The 16930-nt window shown below is 43.4% G+C and carries 19 protein-coding genes; 14 read left to right on the top strand and 5 right to left on the bottom strand.

Annotated elements, in window-relative coordinates; all coding sequences use genetic code 11:
* Nucleotides 1-21: 21 nt before the first annotated feature.
* Nucleotides 22-1161, bottom strand: a complete 1140-nt coding sequence (locus P2A85_RS00365; protein ID WP_377476963.1) for a DegT/DnrJ/EryC1/StrS family aminotransferase — start codon at nt 1159-1161, stop codon at nt 22-24.
* Nucleotides 1162-1358: 197 nt separating this feature from the next.
* Here P2A85_RS00365 and P2A85_RS00360 point away from each other — a divergent pair, with 197 nt between their 5' ends.
* The 8 genes from P2A85_RS00360 to P2A85_RS00325 all read left to right on the top strand — a co-directional run bounded on the left by P2A85_RS00360 (nt 1359) and on the right by P2A85_RS00325 (nt 6954).
* Nucleotides 1359-2396, top strand: coding sequence for an NADP(H)-dependent aldo-keto reductase (locus P2A85_RS00360; RefSeq protein ID WP_377476962.1), 1038 nt, complete (start codon nt 1359-1361; stop codon nt 2394-2396).
* 192 nt (nt 2397-2588) lie between these two features.
* Nucleotides 2589-2993, top strand: a complete 405-nt coding sequence (locus P2A85_RS00355; protein WP_340522869.1) for a hypothetical protein — start codon at nt 2589-2591, stop codon at nt 2991-2993.
* Between the two features lie 31 nt (nt 2994-3024).
* On the top strand, nt 3025-3552 hold the full coding sequence (locus P2A85_RS00350; RefSeq protein ID WP_377476961.1) for a hypothetical protein: 528 nt from the start codon (nt 3025-3027) through the stop codon (nt 3550-3552).
* Between the two features lie 182 nt (nt 3553-3734).
* A complete protein-coding gene (locus P2A85_RS00345) occupies nt 3735-4289 on the top strand; it encodes a GIY-YIG nuclease family protein (RefSeq protein ID WP_377476960.1) in 555 nt (184 codons plus the stop codon).
* 3 nt (nt 4290-4292) lie between these two features.
* Nucleotides 4293-5921, top strand: coding sequence for a DGQHR domain-containing protein (locus P2A85_RS00340; RefSeq protein WP_377476959.1), 1629 nt, complete (start codon nt 4293-4295; stop codon nt 5919-5921).
* 17 nt (nt 5922-5938) lie between these two features.
* Nucleotides 5939-6082, top strand: a complete 144-nt coding sequence (locus P2A85_RS00335) for a hypothetical protein (RefSeq protein ID WP_377476958.1) — start codon at nt 5939-5941, stop codon at nt 6080-6082.
* 88 nt (nt 6083-6170) lie between these two features.
* A complete protein-coding gene (locus P2A85_RS00330) occupies nt 6171-6584 on the top strand; it encodes a hypothetical protein (RefSeq protein ID WP_340522875.1) in 414 nt (137 codons plus the stop codon).
* Complete coding sequence (locus tag P2A85_RS00325) at nt 6577-6954, top strand: type II toxin-antitoxin system PemK/MazF family toxin (RefSeq protein ID WP_377476957.1); 378 nt, start codon at nt 6577-6579, stop codon at nt 6952-6954. Before P2A85_RS00330 ends, P2A85_RS00325 begins: the two co-directional genes overlap by 8 nt.
* Nucleotides 6955-6981: 27 nt before the next feature.
* On the opposite strand, the gene P2A85_RS00320 is transcribed toward P2A85_RS00325, so the two are convergent.
* The 3 genes from P2A85_RS00320 to uvrB form a co-directional block, all read right to left on the bottom strand.
* On the bottom strand, nt 6982-7380 hold the full coding sequence (locus tag P2A85_RS00320; protein ID WP_341734739.1) for a DUF2281 domain-containing protein: 399 nt from the start codon (nt 7378-7380) through the stop codon (nt 6982-6984).
* Nucleotides 7377-7721 carry a DUF6883 domain-containing protein gene (locus tag P2A85_RS00315; protein WP_377476956.1) on the bottom strand — a complete coding sequence of 115 codons (345 nt, stop codon included), beginning with the start codon at nt 7719-7721 and terminating at the stop codon, nt 7377-7379. The genes P2A85_RS00320 and P2A85_RS00315 overlap by 4 nt, the downstream gene beginning before the upstream one ends.
* A gap of 72 nt (nt 7722-7793) precedes the next feature.
* Complete coding sequence (gene uvrB / locus P2A85_RS00310) at nt 7794-9806, bottom strand: excinuclease ABC subunit UvrB (RefSeq protein WP_377476955.1); 2013 nt, start codon at nt 9804-9806, stop codon at nt 7794-7796.
* A 200-nt stretch (nt 9807-10006) separates the two neighbouring features.
* On the opposite strand from uvrB, the gene P2A85_RS00305 reads away from it, so the two are divergent.
* On the top strand, nt 10007-10480 hold the full coding sequence (locus P2A85_RS00305) for a hypothetical protein (RefSeq protein ID WP_377476954.1): 474 nt from the start codon (nt 10007-10009) through the stop codon (nt 10478-10480).
* Between the two features lie 123 nt (nt 10481-10603).
* Here P2A85_RS00305 and urtA read toward each other — a convergent pair whose 3' ends face one another.
* Nucleotides 10604-13528: an urea ABC transporter substrate-binding protein gene (urtA, locus tag P2A85_RS00300; RefSeq protein WP_377476953.1), complete on the bottom strand. Its 2925-nt coding sequence runs from the start codon at nt 13526-13528 to the stop codon at nt 10604-10606.
* Between the two features lie 324 nt (nt 13529-13852).
* Here urtA and P2A85_RS00295 point away from each other — a divergent pair, with 324 nt between their 5' ends.
* The 5 genes from P2A85_RS00295 to P2A85_RS00275 all read left to right on the top strand — a co-directional run bounded on the left by P2A85_RS00295 (nt 13853) and on the right by P2A85_RS00275 (nt 16751).
* Entirely contained in the window at nt 13853-14032 is a 180-nt protein-coding gene (locus P2A85_RS00295) for a hypothetical protein (RefSeq protein WP_377476952.1), read from the top strand.
* 327 nt (nt 14033-14359) lie between these two features.
* Nucleotides 14360-14548 (top strand): CsbD family protein, encoded by a 189-nt coding sequence (locus tag P2A85_RS00290; protein ID WP_340522882.1) that lies wholly within the window; start codon nt 14360-14362, stop codon nt 14546-14548.
* A gap of 75 nt (nt 14549-14623) precedes the next feature.
* Nucleotides 14624-15067 carry a hypothetical protein gene (locus tag P2A85_RS00285; protein WP_377476951.1) on the top strand — a complete coding sequence of 148 codons (444 nt, stop codon included), beginning with the start codon at nt 14624-14626 and terminating at the stop codon, nt 15065-15067.
* A 113-nt stretch (nt 15068-15180) separates the two neighbouring features.
* Nucleotides 15181-15693, top strand: coding sequence for a hypothetical protein (locus P2A85_RS00280; protein WP_377476950.1), 513 nt, complete (start codon nt 15181-15183; stop codon nt 15691-15693).
* A gap of 275 nt (nt 15694-15968) precedes the next feature.
* Nucleotides 15969-16751 (top strand): DsbA family protein, encoded by a 783-nt coding sequence (locus P2A85_RS00275; protein WP_377476949.1) that lies wholly within the window; start codon nt 15969-15971, stop codon nt 16749-16751.
* Nucleotides 16752-16930: the final 179 nt, after the last annotated feature.

Genomic DNA, 16930 nt, shown 5'->3' with positions numbered 1-16930 from the left:
CACTTTAACTTATATTAACAATTAGCTATTAAAGGATGATGCGATCGCCTCAACAACCTGCTCAATCTGAGTATTACTCAATCCGGGATACATTGGCAATGACAAAATCTGTTGACACAGGGTTTCTGTATGGGGAAAGTCTCCTGGGTTGCCTAAGTTTTGGTAGGCTGGTTGCAAGTGACAAGGTACGGGATAGTGAATGCCTGTTTGAATGCCATTTTCGCTGAGTTTTGCTTGCAGGGTATTGCGGTTAATGGAGCTTTTCTCAGTAACTTGAATCACATAGAGGTGATAAATGTGACCGCTGCTACTGTGGTTGGCGATCGGTACTATGCCTTTGTGTTTGAGCGGTTCTAATAGGGTATCGTAGTATTGGGCCGCTAAAGTGCGTCCGCGATTCCATGTTTCTAAATACGGTAATTTAACGTTGAGTACGGCTGCTTGCAAATTGTCGAGGCGGCTATTAGTGCCGATTTCTGTGTGTAAATATTTGCTTGGTGCGCCGTAATTACGTAAGGTTCGCATTTTTTGTGCTACCTCTGCATCGTTGGTAACTAACATTCCGCCATCCCCAAAAGAGCCAAGGTTTTTGCTAGGATAAAAGCTGAATGCTGCTGCTTTGCCACAGGAACCTGCACGGTATCCTTCTCTGGAAGCTAGATGGGCTTGGGCCGCATCTTCAAAGATGATTAAATTGTAGCTTTTGGCAAGGTCTAGCAGTTGTGTAGGCGACACCATTTGGCCGTATAAATGCACCGGAATAATTGCTTTGGTTTTTGAGGTAATCGCTGTGGCGGCTGCTGTGAGGTCAATCAGGGCGGTTTCTGGGTCACAATCTACGAGAATAGGTGTAGCCTTGGCTTGAATCACGCCAATTATGGTGGCGATAAAGGTGTTGGCGGGGATAATAATCTCGTCCCCTGGATGGATGCCGCAAGCTTGCAATCCGAGGGCGATCGCATCTGTTCCACAAGCTACTCCTATACCATATTTTACACCAGAAGCTGCGGCAAAGGCTGTTTCAAATTCTGCCAGTGCTTGACCTAAAATAAAGTCGCCTTGAGCGATGATTTCGGCAATTATTTGTTGTATTTGAGATTTAATTGGTTCGTGTTGCAGGGAGAGGTTGACTAGGGGAATTTTGGGCGGGCGATTACTCATACATCAGAGGGATACGAATTATTTATATTAACATTGAAGTGCGGATATTTTTGATTTTTTTTTAACCGCAGAGAGCGCAGAGAGCGCAGAGGAAAAGAGGAAGATAGGAGAATAGCGATCGCGTTTTTCGTGAATTGTCAACGAGGTCATAATCTTCCGCTAAAATAGAATCAGATAATTTTTACGAAATCAAACTCATGGAATACAAGCAGCTCGGCGACAGCGATTTATTAGTATCGGAAATCTGTTTGGGTACGATGACTTATGGTCAGCAAAATACTGTGGAGGAAGCGGCGCAACAACTCGATTTTGCCACATACAGAGGTGTCAATTTTATTGATACAGCCGAAATGTATCCTGTCCCAGCTAAGCCAGAAACTCAGGGGAAAACAGAGGAATATATCGGTGCATGGTTGGTGAAGCAGCAGCGGGATAAAGTCATTTTAGCTACTAAAATAGCTGGGCGCAGTTCTCGATTAAAGTGGATTCGGGAAGGGAAAAATCAGATCGATCGCCAAAATGTCGAAACAGCACTGAATGACAGTCTCAAACGCTTGCAAACGGACTACATCGACCTCTATCAGATCCACTGGCCCGATCGCTATGTGCCACTATTTGGCGCGCCGGATTACGACATCGCCCAAGAACAGGAAACTATACCTATTCTGGAACAGTTAGAGGTGTTTGCTGATTTAATTAAAGCTGGGAAAATCCGCTATTTGGGTTTGAGCAATGAGACTCCTTGGGGAGTTTGCGAGTTTTGCAATTTGGCCGAAAAACATGGGTTGCCGAAGGTTGTTTCGATTCAGAATGCTTTCAGTTTGAGCAATCGGACTTTTCACATGAATTTAGCGGAAACTTGCCGTTTTAATAATGTGGGATTGATGGCTTATAGTCCTTTGGGGTTTGGGCTATTGACTGGTAAATACTTGAATGGAATACCGGAAAATTCGCGACTGGCTTTGTTCGCTGGTTTCGGTCAGCGTTATGATAAAACTAATCTGAATGATGCGGTGAAAGCGTATGTTGAGATTGCTGCTAAATACAATTTAAGTCCGGCGAAGATGGCTTTGGCCTATGTGCGATCGCGCTGGTTTGTGACGAGCACAATTATTGGTGCAACCAGCCTCGAACAGTTGGAGGAAAATCTTAGTAGTTTGGAGGTGAATTTGGATCGGGAGATTGTGGCAGAAATCGATGCGGTGCACGCTAAGTATCCGAATCCGACACCGTAGGTTCAATCGGCGGTTGAAACCGCTTCTACACAAACAATGTCCGCGCAACGCGAGACTAAGAGTTTGAGGGAGGATTTAACCGGGATTTGCTATTATTAGGTTGGGTTGAGGTGACGAACATTAGGTTTTACTTCGCCCAACTTACCACTTTTTTAATATTATGTATGTTGTAGTAATCCCAAAAATACCGAAGTGGCAGAAATTATAGAACAGGATATAATAAATTCAAGCGTAGAAGTTGGCAGTGGGTGTGAATGGACAGGTAAAGGAGTAGAACCCCAGTGGAACAATCCTAAATCAACGAAAGCTTACGACCATATTGCTCGCCATCACGGCCCCAAACTTAAACCCCATGAACTTATGGGAAGAGCGACAAGTTCCAACAAGGATCAAGGACAATGGCTAGATTCAGAGGATTGGATAATAGCCGAGCAATTGATACCAAAATATTCCGGTAAATATATCATTGATTTTCAACGTCCCATTGGTATAGTTTACCATCCTGATGGAACGATAACTGAGAATGTTACTTGCGCAAAAATAAAAAGAAATCCTAATGGCACGCTGAAGTACGGTTATCCTGTACTAAAGAGTTAAAATTTTTCATAATTAAATAGGAGGAGCGAGTATGAATAACAGTCAAAAATTTCATTTTAAATTAGGAGAACGTTTCTTAGAAAATTACGCCGCTCCTCCAGAAGATCCTTTGGGAGAACTTAGTCATTTTGAAATGGCTATCCGGCGTTTTTGTTTTGAATACGACCATAAAGTATCAATAGAAATAGGTGATGAGAAAATACAGGTATTTTTAGACCCTGATATTTGTATGATTTTGGAGGATGATCTCCCTGAACAAATTAAGAAATTGTCACAAGGTAAGCCAATAGAAATAGATTTTGCTGAAAGTTGTACGCTAAGTATCAAGTTAGTACCCACGGACGATCGCATTAGCTGTACTTTGAGCAAGTTTGGAACTTCCTGCTGGGAAAAGGTTTTTGAGTTCGATCGCACTCACGTATTAAATACACTCAGAGGTTTTCTTCAGGAAGTGATGCAGCTAGCTGTAGATAAGGGTTACATCACGCTGTTCGAGAAAGAGGAGTTTATTCGTCCGGCTTTTGCTAGCAGTACGGATGCTGTGGTATTGAGTAAGTAGTTGGTTTGGGTGGTGTGAAGGGCGATCAACCTGCCAATTCATCGATAAAATAAGAGAATGGTAAAAGGCGATCGCTCTATTGCGGATGTGTTACGAGTTATTACAGCTTCATCCAGCCATGCAGTAAAAGTGAGATACTTCTGATTGTTAAAAGTGAGCGGTACTTTTTCAAATTATACTCTATGGAAGAAACAGTCCACGACAACTTTTTTAAAAATTTTACTGTAGTAACAGCAACTATATCCGCAGCAGACGATCTTCCTGAAAAATCCGGGATTTATGCTTTTTATCACGCTTTTGATTTTTTAGAAAATAAGTTGTCTGATGGTGTAGATAATCGTTTAAAAAATACAGTATTTAAAACAAAATTTTCTGAAAAAGATAATAGAAGTAAGTTTATTGTCGATACTTGTGGAGAGTCAGTGGGTTTGTCTCAAAAAATGGGGCAATTTATCCAAGCGGTTTCTCAGCCTAAAGAACGAAGAATTTTAAAAAGTCTTCTGATCTCATGTAGCATTTTCCAACGCCCCGATTACATCGGCACAGCAAGCAACTTAAGAGATAGATTTATCCAACATTTGGATCGAGACGATGGTTTTTTATCAAGGTACGGAAACTCCAGATCCCCTGATAAATTTTTATTCGTTTGTTTACCTTGCCCCAAAAACATTTCTAGAGAGTTAGAAAGTCTGTTAATTCAACTATGTCAACCTAAGTTTAATACACAGAGTAGTTAGAAAATGGAATTAGATAATCAGTCTCCAGAGACGATAGAATATAAGGCAATCAGTGGTAAATTTGGTGAAGTTAGGTACTTCATAACAACTCTAGATCAAAGTGATGCAGTTGAAAATATTAGATTTGCTGATGAAATTCAAGGCAGTTGGAGCTTTTCTGAAAGAGTTCAGAGAAAACTAGATGAAAACAGAGCGAATACAGAAATATTTTCTTACCTAGCACAGGGTGGAATTCGCTTTTTTAATTCAATTGTAGTTGTACTTTTGCCAAACTCGAATAACCAAAGAGAGTTTTGGGATTTTTCTGAAGTTAGTAGTCAGGGAAAAACTGTTGAAAAATGGGTCAATTTAAAGCTATATAAAAACGTAGCTAGAATTGTAATTGATGGTCAACATAGACTTCTTTCATTAAAGAGATACTGGAACGCCTATACTAAAAAAGAGCCTTTAAGTCCTCAACAAATAAATGAGAATTTTAAGTGCGACGAAACTTTTGACATACCAGTTGTTTATCTAGTATTTGGTAATCTTGGTAGAGTTGGTCATGCAGACTTAAGCGAAACAGTAAGAGATGAAATAATCAAAGCAACTCGCAATATTTTTACAGTGATCAACAAGACGGCAAAATCAATCGATAAACAAACTCAATTATTGCTGGATGACAGTAAAATATCAGCATTGATTCCTAGAAAACTTTTAGAGGAAGAAGTGCTTGAAGATAAATTTGTTAAATGGTCTTCCAAATCAAGAAACTTGACCCAATCAGAACCCTATCTAACGACTCTAGATTTGGTTAGCCAATGTACTATTGAACTATTGAAAGATTATCAGAAGCAAGCTTTAAAGAAATCATTCTATTCACCAACTGAGCGTAATATGGCTCTGGAAAATTATTACGAGTCTCATCCTAAACTTCCTGAAATAAGTACAAAAGCATTGCTTAAGTGGTTTTTCACTGAACTTCAGCCATTCAAGGATTGGGTAGCACAGATTAATTACGTTGGTATCAATATTCCTACTCAACCGGAGCAATCTAGATTAAGTGCAAACCAAAAAGCAACTATAAAAGAATTACGAGATTCTAACATTTTGTATACTATATTAGGGCAAAAAATTCTTTTTTCCGCTGTTTCAAGGTTCCTACTTAAGATAAGAATAGAGTACCGTATTCCAGCGATTCTTGATGCGATATCGCTTAGTATTACTAAAATGGATAAAGAGGGATTTTTTAACCGAAATGCACCCCATTGGTCTAGTGTTCTAGTGCGATCCAATGAAAAACTAACCATGATCACTACAGGTTCTGGGACTGATAAATGTATAGATCTGGTTAGAATGATATTGCTAGATTCCTCTGAGGGCGTGAGAGACTTGATAAAACGTACTAGAGATGATGTCAGCAGCGAGGTTAACTGGAATGAATCTTTGATTTCCGTTTGGAGAAAAGATTTTCATGTGATATTACCGGAAGTTGAATTTATTGATGAGCAGATAGAAAAATCTTCTGAATCGGATGATTCTTTTGCTGAAGTTCGAGATTCGCTTGACTCTTTTGAGGAAGATGAAGAAGAATCTGATGAAATTGAAGATGATGAGGATATTTTCAAAGAAACGGAAGAAGTAAAAGATTAAGCTATCAGCTTGACGAGGTGTTCAAATATAGCGATGTAACAAAACTTTTTTCGACAATTGCCGAAGAAGCCGGAGATGCCGGATGTCCGCCCAAAATTTACGGCATTACCTCCTCTGGGCACGATCGCGAATATGCAGCAGACAGACTAGGAATCTCATAGAAAGTACGATCGCCCTTTCCATCCAAAAAATAGGAAAATGGTAAAAGGCGATCGCACTTTAGCCTAAAAATTTTTACTCACAAAAACTATGAGTACAATTCGTTTGCAACTAGCTGAATACCTTAAGAGTCGAGGTTTCACCCCTGACAGCTTGGTAGAAGTAATCCCCGAAACAGTCAATCCTGAAACCATCTACCAACTGATCCAAAAAGCCGAAAATCTGCACCAGATAGACTTATCCCTTCTAGCTACCGTAATCGATGGCTTGAGCAAACTCAATGGTTTTCCTGTCGGTATTGGAGAAGTGCTCATACTTTTCCCTGATATTTCTGACGAAGAGTTGGAAAACTCAACTTGGCGCGAACTTTACCTAGAAGGTGAAATTCCACCCTATGATTGGGGAGATGTAGACCCCATGACACTTGGTAAAGCCGTGCGCTATCTACCTGGGGTAGGTTGCGTTATTGTTGAAGAAGAAGGGGTCGAAAAATCCAGTGTCTAATATAACCCTCCGGGATATTGTACTGGTTGATTTCGCCCCTCAAATACCTCCATTTCACGAACAGCAAGGAAAACGTCCTGCTTTAGTAGTCGGGATACCCAGTCAAACAGGTGCGATACGTTTTCCGCTGGTAATTGTTGTGCCGATAACCAGACAATCAGGAAATTGGGCTGCACAAAATCCCATCTTATACCCAAGCCTTCCGGCAGGAGTGGGAAATCTCATTTCCGACTCGACAGTATTGCTGGATCAAATACGTGCTGTAGATATGCGACGAGTATCGCGCTATCTTGGCACTTTAACTCCTGAAGAGTATCAGCCGATCGCCAATGGACTGAAAGCTCTATTCAATTTTTCAATTATTCCTTAATGACCTAACAGTTTATCGCGCAGATGCTTAATGCGATCGCACTTTTTGCTCTTTTTCCTGCAAAAACTCCGCAAAGTCGCAGACTTCAGCCACCAACTCTTCAGATAAATTATTTAAAACCGACAGTAAACGCTCTCTAACTCCCATAAGTTCGCTGGCAGATTTTACTAATTGTAATTGATGCGGATAAACTGTTTCAACACCTATCGTTTCCATAAATGATTCTGGCTGATCCTGAGTTGCGGGAACAAAATCTCCGCCAACTTCTGCTTTCACCCATCCACCAAATAACTCGACTAAATAAGCTTCACCGTTTTTGAATACCTCAACAATCGCCCCGACCGTTTCTGGGGGTGCAACTCCGCCATCTGCCAGAGCGACTGCTTCGGTTAAAGTCACTGCATCCAATAACTGAAATTTGCTCATTGCTGTCTCCCAAAGCGTTGAGGAAATGCGGTAACAAATCTAGCCATATCTTCACCAAATAAAACAATCCAACCTGTACGGATTTGCCAAGATACTCCCGATCGCCCTGTAACTAAAATAATAGCTTCGTAGCGTTGTCCATAGTCATTCTGCCCGACTGGCTGTAACAATTCTAGCGAGATTTGGGCTATAATTGCGTCTCGAATCGCCTCCGGTGACTCAAACCGCATCACCTCCCGCCAGAATTTCTGCTTATCTCCTCCTTTTCCTGGTTCAGTGGCACTGGCGAATAGATATTGAGCTTTAGCGATGGGAAACTCTAAGCGAGTCGGTGTAGTCATGGCATTGATCTTAATACTTTATACTTCGGATCGAAGGTAATGCGATCGAACATCATATCCTCCCACTCTTCCTTAATGTCCCAATAGCTTATCCCGCAAATGCTTAATGCGATCGCGCAATTTACCAGCCTCCTCAAACTCCAACTTCTTCGCCGCCTCCTTCATCTGCGTTTCCAACCGCTTAATTAAATCAGGAATCTCATCCAAAGATAACTCGTTTGCGTGTTCGTAAACCTCCTCCAACTGCTGAGAATTCAGCTTCCGCGACACGTCCAAAAATGCCAAAATCGCATTACTCGATCGCTTTTTCGCGATCGGCTGCGGCGTAATCCCGTGCATCTTATTATACGCCAACTGGATGCCCCGACGGCGATCGGTTTCATCGATCGCCTTAACCATACTATCCGTCAAATTATCCGCATACAAAATCGCCTGTCCCTGAATGTGCCGCGCCGCCCGCCCAATAGTTTGAATCAAAGAACGTCCCGATCGCAAAAACCCCTCCTTATCCGCATCCAAAATGACAACTAGAGACACCTCCGGCAAATCCAAACCCTCCCGCAACAAGTTCACCCCAATCAAAACATCAAACTTTCCATCCTGCAAATCTTGGATAATTTCAATCCGTTCGATCGACTGAATTTCCGAGTGCAAATACCGGACTTTAATCCCCCTCTCCTGCAAATATTCAGTTAAATCTTCCGCCATCCGCTTCGTTAAAGTAGTCACCAAAACCCGCTCGTTCCGACTAACTCTTTCTTTGATTTCACCCAACAAGTCATCAATTTGACCCTCCGTGGGACGTACAAATATCGTCGGATCGATTACTCCTGTCGGGCGGATCACCTGTTCGGCAACTCTGCCTTCTGAAATTTCAATTTCCCAATCTCCCGGCGTTGCCGACACAAAAATGCACTGATTAGCTTTTTGCCAAAATTCCTCTGCTTTCAAAGGGCGATTATCGGCCGCACTAGGCAAACGAAAACCGTGTTCGATCAATATTTTTTTGCGCGCTTGGTCGCCGTTATACATTCCTCGAATTTGCGGCACTGTGACGTGGGATTCATCTATCACCAACATCCAATCTTTGGGAAAATAATCAATCAAACATTCCGGCGGTTCCCCGGCATTTCTGCCTGCTAAATGCCACGAGTAATTTTCAACTCCGTTGCAGTAACCTACTTCTCGCAGCATTTCCAAATCGTAGCGGGTGCGCTGTTCTATCCGCTGAGCTTCTAATAGTTTACCCTCTTTTTCCAATGCTACCAGCCTGTCTTCCAATTCAAGTTCTATGCCTTGACAAGCAGCCTCTAATTTATCTTCTGCCGTGACAAAGTGGCGGGCTGGATAAATGTTTAAAGATTCTACTTGTTGAATTGTTTTACCTGTCACTGGGTCCACGTAGCGAATGGCATCGATTTCGTCCCCGAAGAATTCTACGCGGATAATTCTATCTTCATAGGCGGGGCCAATTTCTAACACGTCGCCTTTGACGCGAAATTTGCCTCTACCTAAATCTATGTCATTGCGGCTGTATTGGACGTTAACTAAATCTCGCAAAACTTGTCGCTGATTGACTTCCATTCCTACTCGCAAAGGGATAGCTGCTTTCAGGTATTCGGCGGGCATTCCTAAACCGTAGATGCAGCTAATGGATGCTACGACTATGACATCGCGACGTTCAAAGAGCGATCGCGTGGCTGAGTGCCGCAGCATATCGATCTCGTCGTTAATTGCTGCGGTTTTTTCAATGTAAGTATCGCTGACGGCGATGTAGGCTTCTGGTTGATAATAGTCGTAATAACTGACAAAATATTCGACTGCATTGTTGGGGAAAAAATTACGCAGTTCGTTGCAAAGTTGAGCGGCAAGGGTTTTGTTATGGGCGAGCACTAAGGTAGGTTTGCCGATCTTTTCTATCACGGCTGCAATGGAAAAGGTTTTGCCTGTACCTGTGGCTCCGAGTAAGGTTTGAAATCGATCGCCCGCTTGGATGGTGTGGACGAGTTGGGCGATCGCTACCGGTTGGTCGCCTGTAGGCTCAAAGGGCGCTTGTAATTGAAAAGATGCTGCCGCAGTTACCATAGGAAAATGTAGCTATTACTAATAAATATTAACAAAAATGCAATTAATTTGCAATTTAGTTGAGAAACTTGTTAGAGTTTATAATACTATTTTAACATTGACCAAAATAGAAAGCAGAAAGCCTAGAAAAGCAGTTGTCCCAGTCCGACGCTTTCCGAACCCAGCAATCAAAAGCCCAATAATTCAAAAGGAAAAAAATTATGACTCTCAGCCCCAAAGGTAAAGGTAATGCGATCGCCCGTCGTGGTAAAGCAGCTTCTAAGAGCGAAGCGACAGCAGCTAGCGAGCCCAAAGCAACAGGAATTCAACTCTATCTACCCCCTGCCTTGCCCCACCGCCCTGTGGGACCAAACGACTTTACCGTCAGCGAGACGCTCTCGATTTCGGGAAATCGCCCGATCGGCGTTAACACCCTACAAATCAGCGAAACCTATGGTATTGTGGGCAACCGCCCGGTAGAAGCCAGTGACTTAGAAATAGTCGCTACCCTGGGGAGACGCCCGATCGGCTCTAGCACGATGCAAGTCAGTGAAATGTTCAGTATGTCCGGTGCGCGGCCTGTGGGTGTCAGCACTCTTCACATTGATGAAGTTTACTCCACCATGGGTGGAAATCGCCCCATTGCCTCCAATGACATTGACGATAGCTCTACTTTAATGGGATTTTTAGATTAAGTTGTCCTTCGTGGTTATTGGTTAGTTGTTATTAGTTAGTTGTGACAGACTATACACTTTAGGATTGCCTCAACCAAAACTACAGTATTAACTAACAAATAACAAATAACAAATAACCACTAACTAATTGGGTGGCTGCTGATATTTATTCAACAAAGCTGCAAAACGTTTGTAATCAAAAGGCTTCCTCAAATACTCCGCAGCCCCCAACTTAAAACCCTGATTTTTGTCGTCCAAAAAAGTCATCATAATCACCGGAATTTCAGCCAAATCAGGGTCTGCTTTCAAAGCAGAAAGTACCGTCCAGCCATCCATGCTCGGCATCATGACGTCCAGAGTAATCGCATCGGGCCGCAACTCCTTAGCTAACAGCAGCCCCCCTTCACCGCTAGCGGAGGAATGCACTTGAAAACCCTGTTTGGACAAGCAGCGAGTCATTAAATCCCGTGTGTCTGGATCGTCGTCAATTACCAACACTGTAGAATTTGGTTCTAGGGAAATAGCCGCTCTCACTTCATCCATGTTTTCGTTTTCTACTACATCTATTTGTGAATATAAATCAGACTGATGTTCTAATTCTAGATCGCCCCCAGCTTCTGTTTCGATTTTAACTACCACCGGCAACCGGATCGTAAAAGTAGAACCGCTTTGAAACTCGCTCTCAACACTAATATCACCCCCCATCATCTGGCAAAACTTCTTGCTAATGATTAGCCCCAAACCAGTACCGCCGTACTTGCGAGTAGTAGAGTCATCCGCTTGGGAAAAAGCCCCGAACAGATTCATCATCTGATCCTCAGTCATACCAATGCCTGTATCCCTGACTTGAAACACGATCGACTGCGGGTGAAACCTAGACTCAACATTGAGTTTTTCCTCGGAATGTGGGCTAGGAAAAACCGCCGTTTCTTCCTTCCAAACACTAATCGTAATTTGACCACGATTAGTAAACTTAGCAGCATTACTCGCCAAATTCAGCAGCGCTTGCCGCACTTTGGCAGCATCAGCCCGCATCGTGCCCAGATTGGGCTGGCAATCCACCACCAGAGTATTACTATTTTTCAGCGCCTGGGGTTTAACGGTAGTTACCACTTCTTCCACCACATTTGACACCAAGAAAGTCTCCAAAAATAGAGTCATCTTTCCCGCCTCAATTTTAGAAATATCCAGGATGTCGCTAATAATACCTAGCAACTGCTTGCCTGCTATATTAATGCTGGCTAAATCCATCACAAAATCTTCTTCGCCTAGTTCCTGAGCCTCTTCTTGCAGCAACTCACTATAGCCGAGAATCGCATTTAAAGGTGTTCGCAATTCGTGGGTCATATTTGCCAAAAATGTACTTTTAGCCCGGTTGGCGGCTTCGGCAGCGTCCTTAGCGATTTCTAATTCCCGGCTACGTTCCTCTAGCTGCTGGCGACGGACTTCCAAGCCGTTGAGCAAACTGCTAATTTGCTGTGCCATTGTATTGAGAGTAGAAGAGAGCACGCCGATCGCGTCATTAGAAACAATAATCGGCGATCGAGCCGTCAAATCACCGCTGGCAATCATGGATGCAGTTTTTTGCAGCCAGCCAATCTTCCTAATCAGTGCCGAAACCGACACCAAAGCAACTATGCCGGCGATCGAACTCAAAATCCAAGCCCCCATCAGCCAACGCTGAGTGCGGCTCACCACCCGCAAAGTCTGCTGCACTAGCACCGCCATTACTTCGTCAGAAACTCCCCCCTCCACTGAGGCTGATTTAATCGCCAGCACATAGTTTTGCATCTCCGTAGCACCGATCCACCCGATGCCCACGGCCATCCAAGTTATCAATACCAAGATCGTAAACAGCCCGATCAAAGAAGCGCGAGTTCCCACCGATATCTGCTTGGAAATCAGTGCCGCCGCCCAAGGATAATTTTTCAGGAAAGGATCGGGACTCACCGATGCGCCAGAATTCCAAATCTCCTCAATTTGACCATCTAACCTCACCTTTCCAATACGCACTGTTTTCCAGGTATGCTGCGTTTTGGCATCTATTTTTACCATGCCGGAGGGTGCGGCAAACTCAATATTTTTAGCAGCCTCCCTCACTTTTGTCACTTCTATAGAACCCGCTTTTTCTACTGCTTTTTTCCACAGATAAACGCTCAAATAAGCAGCTTCGATGGGGTCATCTGTCACTCGATCTTGCCCATATTTTTCTTTATAGGCTTTCACAAATTCACGATTTTCTGGTGTATCGACTGTTTGAAAATAGTTCCAAACTACCAAATGGCCCGCAATGTTTTCAGGTCCGATCGCCCGTACTTCTTCCTCTGCTACACTTACCGACATCACCGGCAACTCATCCGCCGTCACTCCCGCTTCCCGCAGCTTTTGGAAAAAAGCCACATTGCTATCGCCGTTGAGAGTGTTCAGAATGGCATCGGGTTTTACTGCTAGAATATGGGCGATCGCCTCATCAACATCCCTCGAACCCAGTGGTAGATAAACTTCCCCCGCCAACACCCCGGAGACTGCCGCCAGTTGAGCTTTCACAATCTGATTTGCCGTGCGGGGAAAAATATAATCCGAACCCAGGAGAAAAATTTTCCGCTTCGACAGTCCCAGCAAGTAATCCACCCCAGGTACAATCTGTTGATTGGGAGCAGCACCAGTGTAGAAAATGTGCCGAGACTGTTCGAGTCCTTCGTACTGTAACGGATAAAACAGCAACCCATTGAACTCCTCGAACACTGGAAGCACCGCTTTGCGACTGGCCGAAGTCCAGCATCCAAATACTACCGCCACCTGTTGTTCTAGGAGTAATTGCTTAGCTTTTTGAGCAAAAGTTTGCAAATCGCTTGCGCCATCTGCGATAACTGCTTCCACTGGGTGTCCGAGCACTCCTCCGCTGGCATTAATTTCCTCAACAGCTAGCAGCGTCGCATCTTTAACTGAAATTCCGCTGACAGACATGGTGCCCGTCAGCGAATGCAACACGCCTATTTTTATTGGCTGGCGATCGGGGACGGCTGCTTTCAAGGGATTACTGCTCCTTGCTCCCATAGGGTTTGACATACATTTTACTAACTTATAAATTTTAGTTCTATCTGGGACAGTCGATCGGAATGCTAACTGTTCTTTTCTAAATTGTTTAACCCTACCTTAACAAAACTTTGCAATTGGTACAGCCTCTCGATCTGTAACTAGCTGGTATTTTGCCCCTGGGACGGTCAAGTGCCGATCGCCCTCAAACCTTTGCCGCAATCTCCCTTCAGACAGATGGACATAACTCTTACTTCTCTTAGTATTAATCTATGCTTAGATTGCATCTAAACACATTTAAAATATTTGTGTCAAACAAAAGGATGAAGGCTAATGAATATTGAAGAAAATGCAACCGTGACAGCCACCAGTAACCAAGTCAGTTTACCTAAATCCAAACAGGAATTACTCGCCGAGCAAAGCGAAAAAGCCCTGGGGCAGCAGAAACAAGACAATGCTAACACGATGCGTGCTGTGGAACAGTTGAAAGAAGAAATGCAGCACAAAGTAGATGAAGAATGTCATCACCATACATAGCAGCAGGCAGGCAGAAGGCAGAATGTGCAACGAGTACGTTTATCTTGATTCTACTGTCACGAAGTCGAAGGGATCGGCAACCGCGTTAGTAAGCAGGAATAAGCAAGAAGGTGCGAGCAAGATACTGTCTTGCTCGCACCTATTTTTGAATTTAAAATTTAGCATAAAAATTGTCATTTAATTCATCCTCCATCAATTTTTTAATCAAACATCAAAAAAAATTGATTGACTTCTTTCTACCTAGAGAGGGAGTGCAAATAAGAGAGTCAATCAATATTATTAGTTTATGTACAAACTGTAAAGCTAAATACAGACAAGGAGAAACCAATGAGTATTGAAGATAGAGCAAAGGCAACTGCCAAAAATATCGAAGGTGCAGCTCAAGAAGCTCTGGGCAATGTTACTGGCGATCCCAAGGATAAAGCTGAAGGCAAAGCCAAGCAAAAACAAGCTGAAGCCAGCCACACTGTCGAAGACGCCAAAGATGCAGTCAAAGACGTAATAGACAAAGCCTAACATTTGGTTTGGTGAAAGGGTCTCAATCTCAGACCCTTTCAACTCTTCAATTTTTTTTAAAATAGGAGGAAAAAAATGAGTTTATTTCAGCAAAGTCGCCAAATAATTGTGGGACTACTCTTGGTTTTAATGCTCAGTTTTACCACAGCTTGCACCCCAAGCGTTTCAGCTCAAAAACCGATGAATACACCTGTAGCCATTGGTGGCACTCAGGGTAATTACGCGCAGCTAGAACAGGGGAATACCGCCGCAGGTCAAGATTTTGGTCAATGGGTAACAAAGACGGCTAAGGGACTGGTTCAAGATGCTTATGTGCGCGACAACAACAAGCTGGGAGTTGCGATCACCCCCCAAGTCCGCCCTACAGAAGTCAAGGATTTGGCGAAATCTTTAGCACAAGGTTTTCACAAGAATTTTCCTAACCAAGATGTAACTGTTTTGGTGTATGCGCCAGATAAAAAACTGATTTTGACTGCCAAGTATGACCAGCAATCAAATCAAATAGAATACAAGTATTGACAGAATTAGTTAATGGTAAATGTCGCCAATAAGTGATTGACTCTACCGCTAATTATTGGCAAAACAGTGTCTAGATGAGATACAAATGTTGTTTAGATTGGGAAAAAATTACGATGAGTAGCAGCGATAATTATAAACGTCAAATCATGAGCGATTTGGCAAGTGGCGATCGAGAAATGATGCCAGAAACATCCGGGGAAGAATACGAAAATTTTGACGATTTTGCTCAGCGAACCTCGCCCCAGCAGCGCAAACAATTATTTGGTAATTCTCTGAATCATGACTCCTTGCCGCCGGCGCAACTGGAACCGGAATTGCAAAAAGCGATCGCCCAAATTAAACCAAACGAACGGGATGACGTGGCGCGGGAATTTTTCAAGCAATTGAGCAAGAGAGGATTGAACGATCGCACCTTGGAACAACAGCTAGGGCTTTCAACTCACCACGCTAGCCGGATGAATGCTGACGATGTTACCAAATTAGCCTCGTTTACCTATCACAATCACCCGGATATTTTCCGAGAAGTGTTAGCCGAACAGCCTAGTTTGATGAAGTTTTTAGGAAATCCCGTGGTGGCTGGTATTTTAGGAATAGTTGCTGCTAAGTGGCTCAACAACCGCAAATAGTCGGGTTTTCAAACAAGCCTAAAAGTTAATCTTTAAAGCCAATAAAGGGCGATCGTCAGTGCGATCGCCCTTTAATATTTTATACCAAAATCACCAAATTCTACCCCTTAATTCGTGTTACTAAAAGCAATGCTTTGAGCCGAAGATGCCCAAGTCCCAATCCCCAATTCCCAATCCCCAATTCCCAATCCCCAATGCCCAATTCCCGATGCCCCCTGCTCAATTCCCAATTCGCAATGTAGGATTAAGTCTTGCCGTGAATTAGCAAAAAAAAGATGAAGATATCCTCTATTTGGCGAAAACTCCGCCACCAGCAAGCCCTGGGCTTTAGTGTACTGTTAGCAGTTTGCCTAGTATTCATCGGTTGTTCCCCCGCCCAGTCAGCCGGTGGAAATCCAGTCGATCCCAAGTTAAAAGAGCAAGTCTTGCAAATCATCCGCGAAAACCCGCAAGCAATTTTGGAATCGGTACAAGCATATCAGCAACAACAGCAAGAGACTCTGAAAGCAGCGCAGCAGTCATTTTTGCAGGAGATGAAAACTAATCCTAAATCTGCCATCGGCGATTCTCCCAGTACCGGTGCCACCTCGCAACAGATTGTACTGTTAGAATTTTCCGATTTTCAATGTCCGTTTTGCGCCCGCGCTCACGATACTGTCAAGCAGTTTATGGCCAAACACCAGGACAAAGTTACTTTAGCCTACAAACATTTTCCCTTGACTTCCATTCACCCTCAAGCCCTACCAGCAGCTAAAGCAGCCTGGGCTGCCCAACAGCAGGGTAAATTCTGGGAATATTACAATGCTTTGTTTGAGGGACAAAAACAGTTAGGTGAGGAATTGTACGGATCTATCGCCCAAAAACTCAATCTGAAATTAGATAAATTCAACAGCGATCGCAACAGTCCCGCTGCCGAAGCCGCCATTGGGAAAGACGTGCAACTAGCTCAAAAGTTGGGTATAGAAGGCACTCCATTCTTTATCATGAACGGCAAAACCTTCTCAGGGGCGATCGAGCTTGCTGAAATGGAAAGCATTCTCGCTAGTCTCTCGAAATAATTGACATTCCCCGGTCTAAAGACCCAGATCTCCAACTTCTTTAAGAAGTCGGGGATCTAACAGCTATCCGTTTGATTGAAGCTGACTACACTCTCAGCATTACCTTTGGCGTTACTATAAACAGCTTGAGTTGCACCACAATAGTCTCCTCATTCCGGCCAATATAGCAATCCTTGCAG

Source organism: Microcoleus anatoxicus (genome assembly GCF_042465725.1).
Lineage (GTDB): Bacteria > Cyanobacteriota > Cyanobacteriia > Cyanobacteriales > Microcoleaceae > Microcoleus > Microcoleus anatoxicus.
This window is presented reverse-complemented; position numbering and strand designations above follow the sequence as displayed.